The sequence below is a fragment of the Yoonia maricola genome, assembly GCF_002797915.1.
Classification (GTDB): Bacteria; Pseudomonadota; Alphaproteobacteria; order Rhodobacterales; family Rhodobacteraceae; genus Yoonia; species Yoonia maricola.
Genome location: NZ_PGTY01000005.1, coordinates 93,567 through 109,327, shown reverse-complemented (window position 1 = coordinate 109,327; position 15,761 = coordinate 93,567). Strand labels below are relative to the sequence as shown.

Here is a 15,761-nt window from a genome sequence, read left to right as displayed (position 1 = left end):
ACACGAAAGCAGGGACGCGATAATGACCGTTAAGAACCTATTCCCCGGAAGCGAGAACACGCTGGAGAGCGTCAGCAGCGGGCTGAGCCGTAAGATTGGCGCTTATAACGACAACCTGATGGTCGTTGAGGTACATTTTGAAGCGGGTACGACTGCCCCCCTGCACCATCATCCGCATGAGCAAATCACCTATGTGATTTCCGGTAAGTTTGAATTCACGGTGGGCGATGAGACCTACATCGTGGGTGCGGGGGATTCCCTTTATAAACAACCCAATATCGAACATGGCGCGACCTGCCTTGAAGCCGGCATGCTTTTGGATGTCTTCACGCCACATCGCGAAGATTTCCTTTGATCCAATGAACAGTAAGAACAACGTAACGGAGTACGCAAGATGACACATCCTGTGATCGGGTTTATCGGTCTCGGCCTTATGGGCGGTAACATGGTAGAGAACCTGCAAAACCGCGGCTATGAAATGGTCGTCATGAACCGCAGCAAGGGGCCGGTCAAGGCAGTGCTGGACCGCGGCAATGCGCGCGAGGCGGCATCCGCCAAGGAACTGGCGCAGGCCTGTGACATCATCATGCTTTGCGTGACGACGTCTGATGTTGTGGAAAGCCTTGTCTATGGTGATGACGGTCTTCTGGCAGGGATCAAAGAAGGTGCTGTGCTGATCGATTTTGGCACCTCCATCCCGGAATCCACCCGCAAGATCGGCGCGGATCTGGCTGCCAAAGGGGCAGGCATGATTGATGCCCCATTGGGCCGGACGCCAGCGCATGCCAAAGACGGCCTGCTGAATATTATGGCTGCGGGCGACAAGGCGACCTTTGATAAGGTCAAGCCGGTGCTTGATGAGCAAGGCGAAAATGTCTTCTATCTTGGCGCGCTTGGCGCAGGCCACGTCACCAAGCTAATCAACAACTTTATGGGCATGACGACCGTTTGCGCGATGAGTCAGGCCTTTGCCGTCGCCGACCGTGCGGGTGTTGACCGCCAGCAGCTTTACGACATCATGTCGGCCGGTCCGTCCAATTCGCCCTTCATGGGGTTTTGCAAAAATTACGCTGTTGATGGGGTCAGCGATCTGGGTTTCTCGATCAACAATGCGGACAAGGATCTGGGATATTTCCTGAAAATGGTCGAAGATATGGGCACGCGCGCCGAGATTGCCGAAGGTACGTCACATAATCTGCGCGCGGCTGTTGCCGCAGGCATGGGCGAGGGTAATGTACCGGAAATCTTTGACTATTTTTTGGAAGCAAAACGATAAACTCACGACGGCTGTGCAGCAGCACTCGATCAAAAGAAAAGAGATATATCTATGAAACTCAACGGAAAGACAGCCATCATCACGGGCGGCGGGCGCGACATCGGGGCCGCTGCGGCCCGCAAGCTTGCCTCTGAGGGCGCGCAGGTTGCAATCAGCTATTTTGAAAGCTCCAAGGGTGCAGACGCTGTCGTGGCCGAGATTGAACGCGCGGGCGGCAAGGCCATTGCGGTGCAGGCTGATCTGAACACGCAAGAGGGTGTGGACAAACTGGTGGGTGCGACGGTTGATGCCTTTGGCGGCGTGGACATCCTTGTCAATAATGCAGGCGGTCTGATCGCGCGCAAAACCATTGCCGAGATGGACCTTGCGCATTGGAACAATGTGATGACGCTGAACCTGACCAGCACCTTCATGATGACCAAAGCTTGCCTGCCGCATATGAAATCTGGTGCGATTGTGAACCTTGCCAGCCAAGCCGGACGCGATGGCGGTGGCCCCGGTGCGGTGGCCTATGCGACATCCAAGGGCGCTGTGATGACAATGACCCGTGGGTTGGCCAAGGAACTGGGCCCTGATATCCGGGTCAACGCGCTTTGCCCCGGTATGATCGACACTGATTTCCACAACATTCACACCCCTGATGCGGGCCGTCGCGGGTTTGAGGCGAACGCACCGGTTAAGCGTCAGGGCCATGTGGATGATGCGGCCAATCTTGTGCTGTTTCTGGCCTGTGATGACAGCGCATTCATGACCGGGACAAACATCGACATTAACGGCGGCATGCTGTTTTCCTAAGATAGCGGAGACAAGTCTGATGCGCGTTCTAGCCATTGGCGAATGTATGGCCGAACTGGCCCCCACAGAAAATGTGGGGGATTTCCGGTTAGGCTTTGCGGGCGATACCTTTAACACGGCATGGTATCTGGCCCGCTGTGCGCCACAGGTGGTGGTGTCTTACCTGACCTGCGTGGGCGACGACGCGATCTCTGACCAGATGCGGGCGTTTATGCGCGATGCCGGGATCAGTGATCGTTTCGTGCAGACCGTCCCGGACAAGACGGTGGGCCTTTATCTGATCTCTTTGGATCAGGGGGAGCGGAGCTTTTCCTATTGGCGCGGCCAATCTGCGGCCCGGTCCTTGGCGGATGATCCCGGCTTGCTTGCCACTGCGATGGACGACGCTGATCTGATCTATTTTTCCGGCATTACGCTGGCGATCTTGCCGTCAAACAAACGCGCGGTTTTGCTTGCAGCGCTGAGCAATGCCCGCCGCGCGGGCAAATCCATTGCATTCGATCCTAACCTGCGTCCAAAACTCTGGGGCGGTGCAGATGAGATGAAGCAAGAAATCATGCGCGGTGCGGCTGTCAGCGATCTGGTGCTGCCCTCGTTCGAGGATGAGGCCGATTGGTTCGACGATGCCAGCCCGCAGGCCACGGCCAACCGTTATCTTGACGCAGGTGCGGTCACGGTCGTCGTGAAAAACGGGGCCGATGCTGTTGTCTATGCCGAAGGCCCTGACATGGGCGAAGTACCGGTCACCCCTTTGGCCGACCTTGTCGATACAACGGCGGCGGGTGACAGTTTTAACGCCGGCCTGTTCGCAGGACATGCTGCCGGTTGCCCGCTTGAGAAGGGTATAGGCCAAGCTTGCGCGATATCACGCAAGGTCGTGGCACAACGTGGTGCGCTTGTCCCGCTCAACCCAGCAGAGTGTCTGACATGAGCGCTTGTGAACCCCAATAGGGTTATTTTCTAAGAAAGTTTCGGTGCTCATCGTAGCCATCGAGGAGTGGAGGAACGAAGAGACATAGCGATAAGATCAGGATCGTACTGCCTGAACTTTGTTCCCGATTGCGCTGTGGGGTCGTTCGGACCATTCACAACTGCCAATACGCCGCGATATGCCGCCTGTCTTTTGGTATGTTTAGCTGATCGGCAAAGATGCGCGCAGCTTGTACTTGTGCCCCGTCAGCGGCGCACCAAAGAAAGGTATCCAGGGCGTCCTGATAGCCAGACTTTAACGCCCGAATTAAGTGATCCTGATCATCGCGTAGCAGCCATTTGACCCGGAACTGCGCATTTTCGACCGTGCGGATATCAGCATTCGATGGTACCAAAATTGTTGCGGCCCCATGCATATCCGCTGGGGCATCCCGTATGATCCGAAGGATCGCCGGGAGTGCTGTCTCATCCCCCCAAAGCGACAGATGCTTTGTTTTTGGCATGCCGCTGCCGCCCGGTCCCATCACACCAACCTCGTCTCCGGGTTGCAGCGCCGCAATCCAACGCAGGGTCCGGCCTGTCGCGTGGCGGAAGACATCGATCATCACGGTATCATCAGCCGAGGCCGCGATGGTATAGACTGGACGATGCGGCAGCGGCATGTCATCGGGCCATATTGTGTGACCATCCGTACCGATCTGCGGCCAGCGCTGCATACCTCTGGCCGGGCTGATAAGACGGATGTGAAATCCACCTGCAATCAGTGGTGCGACATCACCAACAAGGCGCAGACGCAGAAACGCCGGTGATATCTGCGTGACGCTGTGGACTTGCAGGATATGCAAATTTTCTGGCATCCCATGCGGCAGGTTGCGCCATTCCACATGCACATCGGCGTCAAGATGCTGGTGGATCGCGTCCCGCAACACGGTCAGATCACCAGGGCGCGCGGACGTGAGCGACAAATGAACGGTCTTGCCGTCCTGACGTGCCGAAATGCTGCCATAGGTTGTTGTGACCTCGATCCCGTCCGACAATATGGTCAGTGGCAGATCATGCGCCGCTGCTTCTGCGCGCAATACCGCCAGAACACGGCCCGATCCATCGAAAATATGTCCGGTATTTGTTGCCATGCCACACCTTCTTTCCGGCGGGTCTGGCGGCTTGGCTAACACCCTTTCACCACTTCATGTCCAACGCCACTCCGCCGGTCAAGGCAAATCCGACAAAAACAGTTGACTTTACCTATAACCTTGCGATTTATGGACGCGTCAGCCGCAAGCCAGCACAAACATCCCTCACATTGATGAAGTTTCATGCTGGCTTTCCCGTCACCCAGAATATCTATCGCGCTTCTTGGGCTGTATTTGGCACAAGCTGTGCCGCTTTATCTGGTGGCCGCCGCACTCCCCCCGATATTGCGATCCGAAGGGATCGGCCTGAACACCATAGGCAGCCTTGGCGTCCTTCTGGCACCTTGGGTGCTCAAGGCACTTTGGGCGCCATGGGTCGACAGGCTGGCCAGAGGGCGGTTGGGCCGTAAGGGTGTTGTCGCCATTTGCTTTGTGGTGACCATCAGCGGTATTCTGGCCTTGTCCACGCTGAACCCTGTTGCGGATGCCGGCGTATTCTTTCCCATTTTGATGATGATGGCCATGTCATCGGCGACGCAGGATATCGCCTCTGATGGCTGGGCGGTCGAACATCTGCCGCCTGACCAGCAACCGGGCGGCAATGCATTGCAAGGTGCCGCGGTGGCCTTTGGCGTTTTGATCGGCGGGGCGGGTACGTTATTTCTTTACGATCTGATCGGCTGGACGACGACCCTTTGGGTTATCGCAGGGATCACCTTTGCGCTGATGGCACCGTTCTTTGCGCACCCTGAAGCAGAGGGTCGCTGCCCCTTACCCCCTGATGCTGGCAAACCTGCCCTATGGCGTTTTCTGCAATTCAAAGGCGCTTTGGCGATGATCGGGTTTGCCTTGATTTTTCGCTTACCCGAAGGTCTGGTAAAGGCGCTTGAACAGCCATTTCTGGTGGATCAGGGTTTCACCCTATCCCAGATCGGTGCCATCTCTGGTGGTTCGGCCGCACTGGTCGGCCTGGGCGGCGCTTTCGCCGGGGCGCTGATGATCCGCCGGTGGGGGTTGATTGGTTTCTTTATCTTTCTGATTTGCGGTCGCACGCTGGTCTTTGCCACCTTTTATGCTGCCGCCACCGTCGGTATGGACCCGTGGATCATCGTGGTGCTGTCGGTGTGTGACACCTTCCTGCGCTATATTGAAATCACCGGCCTCTACACGGCTTTCATGCGATTTTCTTCGCTGAAACAGGCCGGTACAGATTTCACCCTTCTGACAAGTGCGACACTACTGATGTATATGATTGGCAGCATGGTCGCGGGCCAGTTGGCGCATGCTCTGGGCTATGGCCCTGTCTTTTTGACCGCCACGATCCTATCCGGGCTGACCGGTTGGATTGCCCTTCTATTGCTGCCACCACAAGTGCGGCACCTTCCCGAACTCTCTGCTTCAAGGACACTGTTATGACTTTTGCGCGTCTTCTTCTTGGTATCGCTCCCGGCGCTTTGTGCGTCGCTGGACCTCTTGCCGCGCAGGAGGCGGAAGAGCCTTTCGCCTTGGGCGAAATCGTCATCGAAGCCTTGCGCACCGGTGCCACCGAAAGCGCGATCCCCGGTACTGTGCAGGTGATTGAGGCAGAGCAAATCGAAGCTCAGGCACAAAGTGGCAAGACCCTGCCAACAATCATATCTGACCTTGTCCCAGGCCTTGCCCCCGCAAACGGCACAATCGGGGGCGCAAGCCAGACATTGCGCGGACGTACGACACAGATATTGATTGACGGCATCGCCCGCACGTCCGAACTGCGCGGCTTTGACCGGGAACTTGCGATGATTGATCCTGCCTCGATCGCGCGGATTGAAGTCGTCAAAGGCTCTACCGCGCGCTACGGTAACGGGGCGACAGGTGGCATTATCAACATCGTCACAAATAAGGCTGACACTGATACCACACAAACAACCGTCAGCACGAACCTGTCATTCCAAGAGGCCGATAGCGACACATTCAGCTATGGTGGTTCGTTTTCGCATGAAAGGCGCGTCGGGGAGCTTGGACTGCGCATTGAGCTGTCCAATGAATACAACGGGCTGTCCTTTGATGGTTCAGGTGACCGCATTCCGGCAGATCCTTTGCTGGGACAGGGTGATGATCAGGATTCAACCCGGAGTGCCATTGGCTTTGCCGCTGATTGGACCCGTGGTGCGCATGAATTTGAGTTCCGCCTTGATGCCTATGCGTTCGAGCAGGACATTGATTTCTTTAGCGATTATGACACCTCGCCTGTCAGCGTCGGTGAGAACCCCTATACGGGTGAGCCGGTGTCGGACGAAGGACGCACCGCCAAACTGACCTATCGCAATGCCGAATTCGCCTTGGGAGAGTTGGAAGTCTCGGCTTTCGCAACAGATATCGAACGCCGCTCGGCCTTTACAGAACCCAGTGTCGTCAACAGTCAGTACTACGCCGACGGAGCAGGCAGCACCGAGCAGGACCCGGACTCGCAATCAGAACTGTTCACCACGACCTATGGGCTGGACGCGACCGTGCGCAGCCCCGCGGACTGGATCGGTGCAGAAGCGACACTGACCTGGGGTCTTGATATCGGGCGCGACGAGGTTGAGCAGCAGCTTCTGGACGGCACCGATGTCATCGCCCCAATGGTACAGGACAGTCTGGCCGCCTTTGCCCAGCTTGATGTGCCGCTCGGTGAACGATGGGAAATCAGCACCGGCCTGCGTGCGGAACGTTTCTGGTTGTCAGTGTCGGATTTTACACGGCCGGATTCAGTGTTCCTGTCCGGGACCACCGCCGTGGCGTTACCTGCGGTTGACGTCATCGGTGGAGACTTCGAATATGATGCGGTTGTCGGTAATATCGGTGCGGTATTCCACGCCACACCGACGGTGGATCTTTATGGTGGTTTCAGCCAAGGCTTTTCCATTCCCGATGTCGGTGCTTTCACACGGCGTGCCGCGGCCGAAAACCCGTTTCTGGCTGGCCAAACCGTCTCATACGCCGATATCGGCCCTGACGCGCAAATCGTGAACACATGGCAGTTGGGCACACGTTACAACAATGCGGCCTGGCGGGTCGATGTATCTGCATATTATTCCACATCGGACGAAGGCACGGTCTTTGACAGTTCCACCAACACCATCACCCAGCAGAAAGAACGCATATGGGGTGCCGAGGCGACCGCAGACTATAAAATTCGCGAGGACTGGAGCCTTGGCACGAACATCGCCTTTGTCGAGGGAGAATATGATGATGATCAGGACGGCAGCATCGACAGCTGGCTACCAAACAGCCGCATCCCGTCAACCTATACAGCAAGGCTCTATACCACCAAAAACTTTGACAACGGGCTGATCCTGTCGGGTGAGGCTGTCTATGCCAGCGGTCGCGACAAATCCGACTATCCAGAGCTTGACGACACAACAACTATTAACGCCAGCGGATCATATCCATTGGGTGCCGGGCGGGTGACGCTTGGGGTGACCAACCTGTTTGATACATATCAGTTCAACCCGACCGCCAGCAGCGTGCGCGAGAACCCAGATATTATCGTCGCCGAAGAAGGCCGCAGGATATCGCTGGACTACACTGTGTCGTTCTGACGTTAGCTTGGACAGGACTGCTGGGTAGGGGTCTCCTTTGTTCAGGGGCCAGGTCTTTTTTGGGAATTTCGCCAATTCTGCATCGCAACACTTTGACCACGCTGTACGAGCGCTTAGCGATGTCGCGTCAGGAAGCCACGAACATCATTCAGATTTGGTTTTGATGCCCAGCAGGCTGTATATCGGGCACAGCCCAAAAACGGCCGTCAGGGCGAGAATGCCCCCAATGGCTATCAGGATGTAGGCCACCATCGTATTGACTCCCAGCCCCATGACATTCAACAGGGGGGCCACAATCAGGGCCGCGCCGATGACCAGTCTTAACGCACGATCAAACGTGCCAACATTCGCAGTCATAGCAAGTTCCTTTGTTTTCTGACACGGGCCATTGGCCCGCCGTTACAGGTGCAAAGATACCAGTTGCCCCCATCCCAGGATTGATTTTCGTCAATCGGTACGTCGCTGCTTCTGCCAAAAGCCGCTGGGGCAAAATATCACAACAGAGGCTCACCACCAATGTCGGACACCGTCTTTCGCACCGAGGACGTCACCAAGGTTTACCAAACCGGCGACGTAAAGGTTTTCGCCCTCGCTGGCGTTGATCTGGAGCTTTATGCAGGCGAAATGGCTGTCTTGCTTGGCCCCTCGGGCAGTGGCAAATCTACGCTGCTGAATATCCTCGGCGGGCTGGACCACGCCACATCAGGTCGCGTCTGGTTTCGTGAAACCGACCTGACAGATATGTCCGACCGCGACCTGACACGGTATCGCCGCGACTATGTTGGTTTCGTCTTCCAGTTCTACAATCTGGTCCCCAGCCTGAGCGCGCGCGAAAACGTGCAACTGGTCACAGATGTATCCCCTAACCCGATGCCCGCAGAAGACGCGCTGGCGCAAGTTGGCCTTGCCGACCGTATGGATCACTTCCCCTCCGAGATGTCGGGGGGCGAACAACAGCGTGTTGCCATTGCACGCGCTATCGCCAAACGGCCAGAGATCCTGCTGTGCGATGAACCCACCGGCGCGTTGGACAGTACAACAGGCGTGCAGGTGCTGGAGGTGCTGCAAGACATCAATGAGCGCTTTGGCACGACCACGGTGATCATCACCCATAACGCTGAAATTCAGCGTATGGCGCACCGCGTTATCCAGTTTCAGGACGGCAAGATCAGCAGTGTTGCGATCAATGACACCCGCCTTGCCCCGGCCGAGATTGTCTGGTGATGCAGGCACTGGACCGAAAACTTCTCCGCGATTTCGCACGACTTTGGCGACAAGCCCTTGCAATCGCTATGGTTTTGGCCTGCGGTGTCGCGATCTTGTTGATGGCGCTGGGGACGTATAAATCGCTCAGTGACACGCGCGAGACCTATTATGAACGCAACCGCTTTGCCGATGTGTTCAGTGCCGTCAAACGCGCACCCAACTATCTGGCAGCCGAACTAGCCGCGATTGATGGGGTCTGGGCGGTTGAAACGCGCACCTCGGGCAGTGCGATACTGGATGTGCCTGGCAGCAACGTCAGCATCAGCGGACAAATCCTGTCGCTGCCTGTTGAGGGGCTGCCCCGGCTGAATGTGCCGATTGTCACCACCGGGCGGACGCCAGACCCTGCTTCAACGGATGAGGTCATGGTGAACGCCAATTTCGCCATCGCCAATGATCTCGTGATCGGCGACCACTTCTTTGCTAACCTCAATGGCCAGAAACGGCAGCTGACCATCACAGGCACCGCCCAGTCGCCTGAGTTCATCTATACCATCGGCCCCGGCGCCCTGATGCCCGATAACGCGACTTTTGGGATTTTGTGGATGCCCAAGCCTGCGGTGGATGCGGCCTTTGACATGACCGGCGCGTTCAATGACGTCACCCTGAAACTGTCATCCGGCGCGTTGGAGGCCAATGTGATCGATGCAGTGGATCAACTGCTTGATCCTTACGGGTCACTGGGGGCCTATGGGCGCGATTTGCAGGTGTCGGATGCGTTCATTGATTCCGAGATCAAACAACAGCGCAACATGGCCTCTGTCCTGCCACCCATCTTTTTTGGTATCTCGGCGTTTCTGGTCAGCATGGTGATGGGTCGGATCATCGCGTTGGAACGCAGCCAGATCGGCTTGCTCAAGGCGGTGGGGTATTCCAACCTGGAAATTTGCCTGCATTACCTGATGTTGGCCGCATTGATTGCCGTGGTCGGGATCGGGATCGGCTGGGGCGCCGGCACATGGCTGGCGCGCAGTATGTCCACCCAATACGCGCAGTATTTCGATTTTCCTTTCCTGATCTTCAGCACCTCGGCCTGGGTCTATGCGGTCTCTGCAATGGCCGCACTACTGGCCACCATGGCAGGGGCCATACAGGCCGCCATCAAGGCCGCCCGTCTTGCCCCCGCCATCGCGATGCTGCCCCCAGCCCCACCGCAGTTCAAACGCGCGCTGATCGACCGGGCCATGGCCGCGATGCGTCTGAGCCAACCGACGATCATGATCCTGCGCGCGCTGATCCGCTGGCCGCTGCGCAGTGGGCTGACGCTTCTGGGGATCGCGCTGGCAGTATCAACCATCGTGTCGCCTTCGTTCTTTCAACCATCCCTGAACAAGATTATCGACAGCGCCTTTTACGAAAGCAACCGACAGGACGCGATGCTGGTGCTGTCGCATGACATGACGCAGATCGTACTGGAAACCGCTGCTGACCTGCCCGCTGTTCTGCAAACCGAAGGACAGCAGTTTCACGCAGTCATCCTGCGCAACGGCAACCACGAAAAGCGCACACAAATTCAGGCCAGCCACCCCGCCACCGACCTCAGCCGTGTGATGGACAATGACGGCCATCAGGTCGCAGTACCGCCCGGTGGCGTTGTGCTCACCGACAGGCTCGCCGCGCATCTGAATGTCGGGATTGGCGATACGGTCGATGCCAGGTTCCTTGGCGGCAGGCAGGAAACGCACCCATTGATCGTGACCAATACCATCGCGCAGTATTTCGGGATCGGCGCTTATATGGACCTTGATTACGTGAACGGATTGTTGCGCCAATCACCGCGCATTTCGACGATCAATGTCTCGCTTGATGATACACAGGTGCTTGATCTGCATGACCGCCTTAAGGACGTGCCCAATCTTGCCGGCATCGTCATGATGTCAGACACCCGCCAGTCGTTTGCCGAAACGATCGCGGAAAACATCGGCATCATCAATACGATCTACATCATCATTGCTGTCCTGATCACTGTTGGTGTCACCTACAACGGCGCGCGCATTCAGCTGTCAGAGCGGTCGCGCGAATTGGCCAGCCTGCGCATCCTTGGCTTCACCCGTGGCGAAGTATCCTACATCCTGATCGGCGAGACCATGTTGCTGGCGGTTCTGGCACAGCCTTTGGGGTGGTGGATTGGCACATTGATCGCCGCGGGCATGTTCAACAGTTTCTCCAGCGATCTTTACAATCTGCCGCTCGTTTTTGAACCGGCTGTCTATGCCAAAGCCAGCTTTGTCGTGCTCTTGGCCAGCTTTGCCTCGGTCATGATCGTGCGCCGCAGTCTGGATAAACAAAACCTCGTTTCCGTAATGAAAGTAAGGGAGTAGCGCAGATGTCTTTGAAACCACGTACAATTGGGCTGCTTGGTCTTGGTGCCATAGTGATGCTGGGGCTTGGCTATGTTGCCTTTCAGGATGACCCGATCCCAGTTGATCTGCATGTGATTGCGCGCGGCCCGCTTGAGGTAACCGTGGATGCCGATGGCGTGACCCGGATCAAGGATATCTTTGAGATCGCGAGCCCCATTACCGGCACCGCCCTGCGGTCCCCGGTCGCGGTGGGTGATCCCGTCGTGGCAGGCGAAACCGTTGTCGCTGTGGTGCGCCCGGCCGCCCCAACCCTGCTTGACAGTCGCACGCTGCTGCAAGCACAGGCCAGCGTGCAAGAGGCGGAGGCGGCACTGCATGTCGCCGAAACCGATCTGGCGCGTGCGGTGGAAGAACGTGATCTTGCACGCTCTCATTTCGTGCGGACCGAAACGCTGGTGGCGCGTGATGTTGCATCGCTGACCCAATTGGAGGATGCGGTGCAGCAACTGGCCGTCGCCCAAAGCGCGGTTGAGGCAGCAGAGGCCCGTATCAACATGGCTCAAAGCACACTTGCCCGCGCTGAAACCATGGTACAGACACCCAATCCAGCGGCCGAGATTGACACAAGTTGCTGCGTCAATATCACTGCCCCCGCCGATGGCGTCGTGTTGAGCGTCGCTGGGACCAGCGAACGCCCTGTGCTGACCGGTGCCGCCTTGCTCAGCATCGGTGACCCGACCGAGCTGGAAATCGTCGCGGATCTGCTGTCGAGCGACGCAGTCCGTCTGCAACCCGGCGCACAGGCCGTGGTGGAACGTTGGGGCGGAACAAACAGCCTGTCTGCGACCCTGTCGCGCATCTCACCTGCCGCGGAAACCAAAACCTCTGCCTTGGGGATTGAGGAACAGCGGCTGGATGCAATCTTTGACATGACCACGCCGTTGGAAGACCGCGCCAATCTGGGCGATGGCTTTGCCGTCTTCTTGCGGATCACCGAATGGCGCAATGATGACGCGCTACAGGTACCACTGAGCGCTTTATTTCAGCGCAACGGCGATTGGGCTGTTTTTGTCGCGTCAAACGGGGTTGCGACCGAACAGATCATCCGCATCGGCCAGCAAAACACGCAATTCGCCGAGGTGCTGGACGGGTTGGAGGTGGGCAGCACCGTTGTGACCCACCCCAATGACCAACTGATATCAGGCGGGGCCATTGTTGACCGTCGCGTATTGGCCGCAGGGAGTTGAGCAAGATCAATCCTGCCCCCTGCGCCTGCCGCTAGTCTGGACCCGTCCCCAGCGAAAGGCACATCATGAAACCGCTTGTTGTATCACTCATCCTTTTCATCATCCCGACCTTCACCGTCGCACAAAACACCGACGCTGGCCGTGTCCTGTTTGAAAATCATTGTGCCACTTGTCACGGCAATGATGCCCAAGGGGCTGGCCCAATGTCACAGGTGCTGATGATCCCGCCCAGTGATCTGACACAGCTCAGCGCCAAGGCCGGCGGGACCTTCCCCATTTCCTATCTGGTCGCCAAGGTTGATGGGCGTGTCCCGCTTTTGTCGCATGGCAGCCCAATGCCGCTGTTTGGACCCTTCTTTGAAGGCAAAGGCGTGGCCATGCGCGGGGACGATGGGATTTTGATCATGACCAGCCAGCCGATCATTGACCTTGTGACCTATCTTGAAACGCTGCAAGAGTGACGTCTCGTATTCGGCAAGGCCATCACCATCGATGGTGGTGAAAACGCCCTGTCTCCGGCCCACGTCCGTCCAGATGCAGCTTGCGCAGGGAGTAAAACCGCAGCTTACCTGTTGTTAATGGGCCAGCAAAACAGGCATGTCCTGCTGTTTGATCATCGACTCCGTCGTGCCACCAAAGAAACGCTCGTTCCAGCGGCTACGCCCATAGGCCCCCATGACGACCAGATCAGCGGTGCGTTCACGCGCACGTCCCACAATGGCATCTGACACGGATTTGCGGCCCGTGACGTACTCCTGCACGACCACGTTGCAGCCGTGATGCGCAAGCCAAGTTGCCAGATCAGCGCCGGGATTATCGCCATCACCCCAGCGTGAGGGATCGGCGTCGAAACTGGCGATGGTGACCTCTTTCGCGGTTTTTAACAGGGGCAGGGCGGCGCGCACCGCACGCGCAGCCGGTACGCCGCTATTCCACGCGATCAACACGTTTTCAGGGGCCAGCGCTTTGCCGTTCTGTTCCACATTCAGGACCACCGGACCCGGCGCTTCGAACAGCAAACCGTAAACGATGTTGTTGAACGCCGTGTCGCTGTCGCGCAGGCTGTCCAGCAACACGCTGACATCAGCAAAGAGCGCCCGGATCGCGACAAGATCATGCATCGCCGATGGTTCAGCGCAAAGAGTGGCGACTTCACCGGTAAGACCCTCTTTTCCCAAAAACGCCCGCGTCTGTGCCTGCTTTTCGGCCAGATGTGCTGCCATCTTGTTGCGCTCGCCCAGCCATCCTTCGGGGACGACGGGCATCGCATAGGGCGACGCGGTAATCGAATAGGATAGAAGCGGCACAGCGCCGACATGCAGCACACTAAGCCGTCCGTTCTGCCCGCGGGCCGCGTCTACGATAGGCGCAAGATCAGCCGTGGTGCCGTCTGGGCCTTGCAGGGCGAGGAATGTCGCGTTTGTCATGATGGCCTCCTGTTTCGTGCATCGCCACCCTAGTGCGGCATGCCCCGCCGGGATTGAGATTAGTCAATCGCCCGCCACCCCGAATACTTAGGGTCAGGGCAACCAACGTGAGACGACCCCAATGGCTGACACAGCTCTTTATCAGGCGCTTGGTGTGCCCAAGGATGCCTCTGCCGATGACATCAAACGCGCTTACCGCAAGATGGCCCGCAAATATCATCCCGACGTGAACCCCGGTGCAGAAGCTGACGCCAAGTTCAAGGCGGCAGGGGCTGCCTATGAGGTACTGAGCGATCCTGAAAAGCGCGCGGCATATGACCGCTTTGGTGCAGATTGGGATCAGCCGCGCCCTGATCCTGCGCAGACGGGTCCGTGGCAAAGCGGCTATGCCTTTGATGAGCGGGATATCAACCCTGACATGTTCCGCGATTTCTTTGGCCAGCGTTTTGGGGCGGGATCCAGGCGACACGATCAGCATGCAGTGGTTGAGGTCGCACTTGAGGATGCCATCGCGGGGGCCAAGACGACCCTGACGCTGCAAGCCCCGCAAATCGACGAGACCGGCCATGCGACGATGCAAACCCGCCACATCGATCTGGCCATCCCCAAGGGCGTGCTGCCCGGCCAGCACCTGCGCTTGGCAGGGCAGGGCGTTGAGGGCGGTGATCTGCTGATTGAGGTCACCTTTCAACCGCATCCGATCTACCGGATCGAAGGGCGCGACCTGTATGTAACCTTGCCTATCACCCCGTGGGAAGCCGCCCTTGGCGGTAAGGTGCGCATGCCAACGCCCACTGGTGCTGTTGATCTGAACATCCCCGCAAATGCGCGGCAGGGCCAAAAGCTACGGCTGAAGGGCCGGGGGATACCAGCGGCGCAGAAGGGCGATCTTTATGCAGAACTGCACCTTGTGAACCCGCCGAAACTCTCAACAGAAGCCCGCGCACTTTATGAAAAACTGGCCCGCGCGCAGCCCTTCAACCCGCGTGCAAAACTCGGAGTGTAAGCCCATGAAAAAAGCAAAACCCCGCAACCTGCGCGTCGAAATGGTCGAAACGCTGTCGCTGTCGGAATTGACGGTATTCTGTGACGCCAACACCGATCTGGTGATCACGCTGGTGGACCACGGTGTCGTGACACCCGTGGCCCAAAGCGCCCCTGAATGGGAGTTCACCCCACCTCACATCGCCCGCGCCCGCAAGGCAGCGCGGCTGATGCGCGATCTGGGACTGAATGTGGCTGGTGTCGCACTGGTGCTGGATCTGATCGAAGAACGCGACGCATTGGCGCGCAAACTCGCATTGATGGGTGCCTGACACAGATGGAACAAATGCAAAAGACATCTTTGGAACGCGAAAACGACAAATCAGGCGCAATGCCTTGCGTGATCATGACAACCGAGGATCACGGGCACTTTGAGGTTGCAGAGCGCATTGCGATCATTTCATCCCAATGTGTCTTTGGGATAGGTGTGCTGCGCGATGCCTTTGCCTCGGTGCAAGCAACAGTGAATGGGCGCGCCAAGGTGGTCGAGGCCACGGTACAGGATGGCGTTGAAATCGTGCTGTCTGAGCTGAAACAACAGGCCATCGCCTTGGGCGCTGATGCTGTGATTGCGGTGTCGGTCCAGTACACGCCAGTTGGATATGGCGCACCCAATATGACGCTGATCAGCGGGGTCGGAACGGCGGTGCGATTGGCAGGGTAGTGACCCTGCGGCCGGCTGCAAATTAGCCGCTTGTTGCGCGCGATACATGCGGTGGTCTGCCTCACGCGTCATTAGCCTGCACTTGTGCCACACAATCAAGCCAGTCCAAG

Annotated in this window: 16 protein-coding genes; 13 read left to right on the top strand and 3 right to left on the bottom strand. The window is 57.6% G+C overall.

Going from position 1 to position 15,761, the window contains the following annotated elements:
• The first annotated feature begins 22 nt into the window (after nucleotides 1-22).
• The 4 genes from BC777_RS18965 to BC777_RS18950 are packed head-to-tail and all read left to right on the top strand — an operon-like array spanning nucleotide 23 to nucleotide 3,002.
• The gene (locus tag BC777_RS18965; protein WP_100369797.1) at nucleotides 23-355 is read left to right on the top strand and encodes a cupin domain-containing protein; all 333 of its coding nucleotides are present in this window, start codon (nucleotides 23-25) and stop codon (nucleotides 353-355) included.
• A 39-nt stretch (nucleotides 356-394) separates the two neighbouring features.
• Entirely contained in the window at nucleotides 395-1,276 is an 882-nt protein-coding gene (locus tag BC777_RS18960; protein WP_100369796.1) for an NAD(P)-dependent oxidoreductase, read from the top strand.
• Nucleotides 1,277-1,327: 51 nt separating this feature from the next.
• Nucleotides 1,328-2,071, top strand: coding sequence for an SDR family NAD(P)-dependent oxidoreductase (locus BC777_RS18955; RefSeq protein WP_100369795.1), 744 nt, complete (start codon nucleotides 1,328-1,330; stop codon nucleotides 2,069-2,071).
• Nucleotides 2,072-2,090: 19 nt separating this feature from the next.
• On the top strand, nucleotides 2,091-3,002 hold the full coding sequence (locus tag BC777_RS18950) for a sugar kinase (protein WP_100369794.1): 912 nt from the start codon (nucleotides 2,091-2,093) through the stop codon (nucleotides 3,000-3,002).
• A gap of 154 nt (nucleotides 3,003-3,156) precedes the next feature.
• Here BC777_RS18950 and BC777_RS18945 read toward each other — a convergent pair whose 3' ends face one another.
• Entirely contained in the window at nucleotides 3,157-4,134 is a 978-nt protein-coding gene (locus BC777_RS18945) for a siderophore-interacting protein (RefSeq protein ID WP_100369793.1), read from the bottom strand.
• 183 nt (nucleotides 4,135-4,317) lie between these two features.
• Between BC777_RS18945 and BC777_RS18940 the strand changes: the two genes are divergently transcribed.
• Complete coding sequence (locus tag BC777_RS18940; RefSeq protein ID WP_100369792.1) at nucleotides 4,318-5,550, top strand: MFS transporter; 1,233 nt, start codon at nucleotides 4,318-4,320, stop codon at nucleotides 5,548-5,550.
• A complete protein-coding gene (locus BC777_RS18935) occupies nucleotides 5,547-7,700 on the top strand; it encodes a TonB-dependent receptor (protein ID WP_100369791.1) in 2,154 nt (717 codons plus the stop codon). Before BC777_RS18940 ends, BC777_RS18935 begins: the two co-directional genes overlap by 4 nt.
• 144 nt (nucleotides 7,701-7,844) lie before the next feature.
• Here the strand turns inward: BC777_RS18935 and BC777_RS18930 are convergent, their stop codons facing one another.
• On the bottom strand, nucleotides 7,845-8,057 hold the full coding sequence (locus BC777_RS18930) for a YgaP family membrane protein (RefSeq protein ID WP_100369790.1): 213 nt from the start codon (nucleotides 8,055-8,057) through the stop codon (nucleotides 7,845-7,847).
• A 159-nt stretch (nucleotides 8,058-8,216) separates the two neighbouring features.
• Between BC777_RS18930 and BC777_RS18925 the strand changes: the two genes are divergently transcribed.
• The 4 genes from BC777_RS18925 to BC777_RS18910 all read left to right on the top strand — a co-directional run bounded on the left by BC777_RS18925 (nucleotide 8,217) and on the right by BC777_RS18910 (nucleotide 12,977).
• Nucleotides 8,217-8,924: an ABC transporter ATP-binding protein gene (locus BC777_RS18925; protein WP_100369789.1), complete on the top strand. Its 708-nt coding sequence runs from the start codon at nucleotides 8,217-8,219 to the stop codon at nucleotides 8,922-8,924.
• Nucleotides 8,924-11,287, top strand: coding sequence for an ABC transporter permease (locus BC777_RS18920; RefSeq protein ID WP_100369788.1), 2,364 nt, complete (start codon nucleotides 8,924-8,926; stop codon nucleotides 11,285-11,287). Before BC777_RS18925 ends, BC777_RS18920 begins: the two co-directional genes overlap by 1 nt.
• A 5-nt stretch (nucleotides 11,288-11,292) precedes the next feature.
• The gene (locus BC777_RS18915; protein WP_100369787.1) at nucleotides 11,293-12,516 is read left to right on the top strand and encodes an efflux RND transporter periplasmic adaptor subunit; all 1,224 of its coding nucleotides are present in this window, start codon (nucleotides 11,293-11,295) and stop codon (nucleotides 12,514-12,516) included.
• Nucleotides 12,517-12,581: 65 nt separating this feature from the next.
• Nucleotides 12,582-12,977 (top strand): c-type cytochrome, encoded by a 396-nt coding sequence (locus tag BC777_RS18910; RefSeq protein WP_100369786.1) that lies wholly within the window; start codon nucleotides 12,582-12,584, stop codon nucleotides 12,975-12,977.
• A 114-nt stretch (nucleotides 12,978-13,091) separates the two neighbouring features.
• Here the strand turns inward: BC777_RS18910 and BC777_RS18905 are convergent, their stop codons facing one another.
• Nucleotides 13,092-13,943 carry a universal stress protein gene (locus tag BC777_RS18905; protein ID WP_100369785.1) on the bottom strand — a complete coding sequence of 284 codons (852 nt, stop codon included), beginning with the start codon at nucleotides 13,941-13,943 and terminating at the stop codon, nucleotides 13,092-13,094.
• 121 nt (nucleotides 13,944-14,064) lie between these two features.
• Between BC777_RS18905 and BC777_RS18900 the strand changes: the two genes are divergently transcribed.
• Genes BC777_RS18900 through BC777_RS18890 form a run of 3 tightly spaced genes read left to right on the top strand, consistent with a single transcriptional unit; the run spans nucleotide 14,065 to nucleotide 15,651 of the window.
• Nucleotides 14,065-14,949, top strand: a complete 885-nt coding sequence (locus tag BC777_RS18900) for a DnaJ C-terminal domain-containing protein (RefSeq protein ID WP_100369784.1) — start codon at nucleotides 14,065-14,067, stop codon at nucleotides 14,947-14,949.
• Between the two features lie 4 nt (nucleotides 14,950-14,953).
• Nucleotides 14,954-15,259 carry a chaperone modulator CbpM gene (locus BC777_RS18895; RefSeq protein ID WP_100369783.1) on the top strand — a complete coding sequence of 102 codons (306 nt, stop codon included), beginning with the start codon at nucleotides 14,954-14,956 and terminating at the stop codon, nucleotides 15,257-15,259.
• A 14-nt stretch (nucleotides 15,260-15,273) separates the two neighbouring features.
• Entirely contained in the window at nucleotides 15,274-15,651 is a 378-nt protein-coding gene (locus tag BC777_RS18890) for a heavy metal-binding domain-containing protein (protein ID WP_168769233.1), read from the top strand.
• Nucleotides 15,652-15,761: the final 110 nt, after the last annotated feature.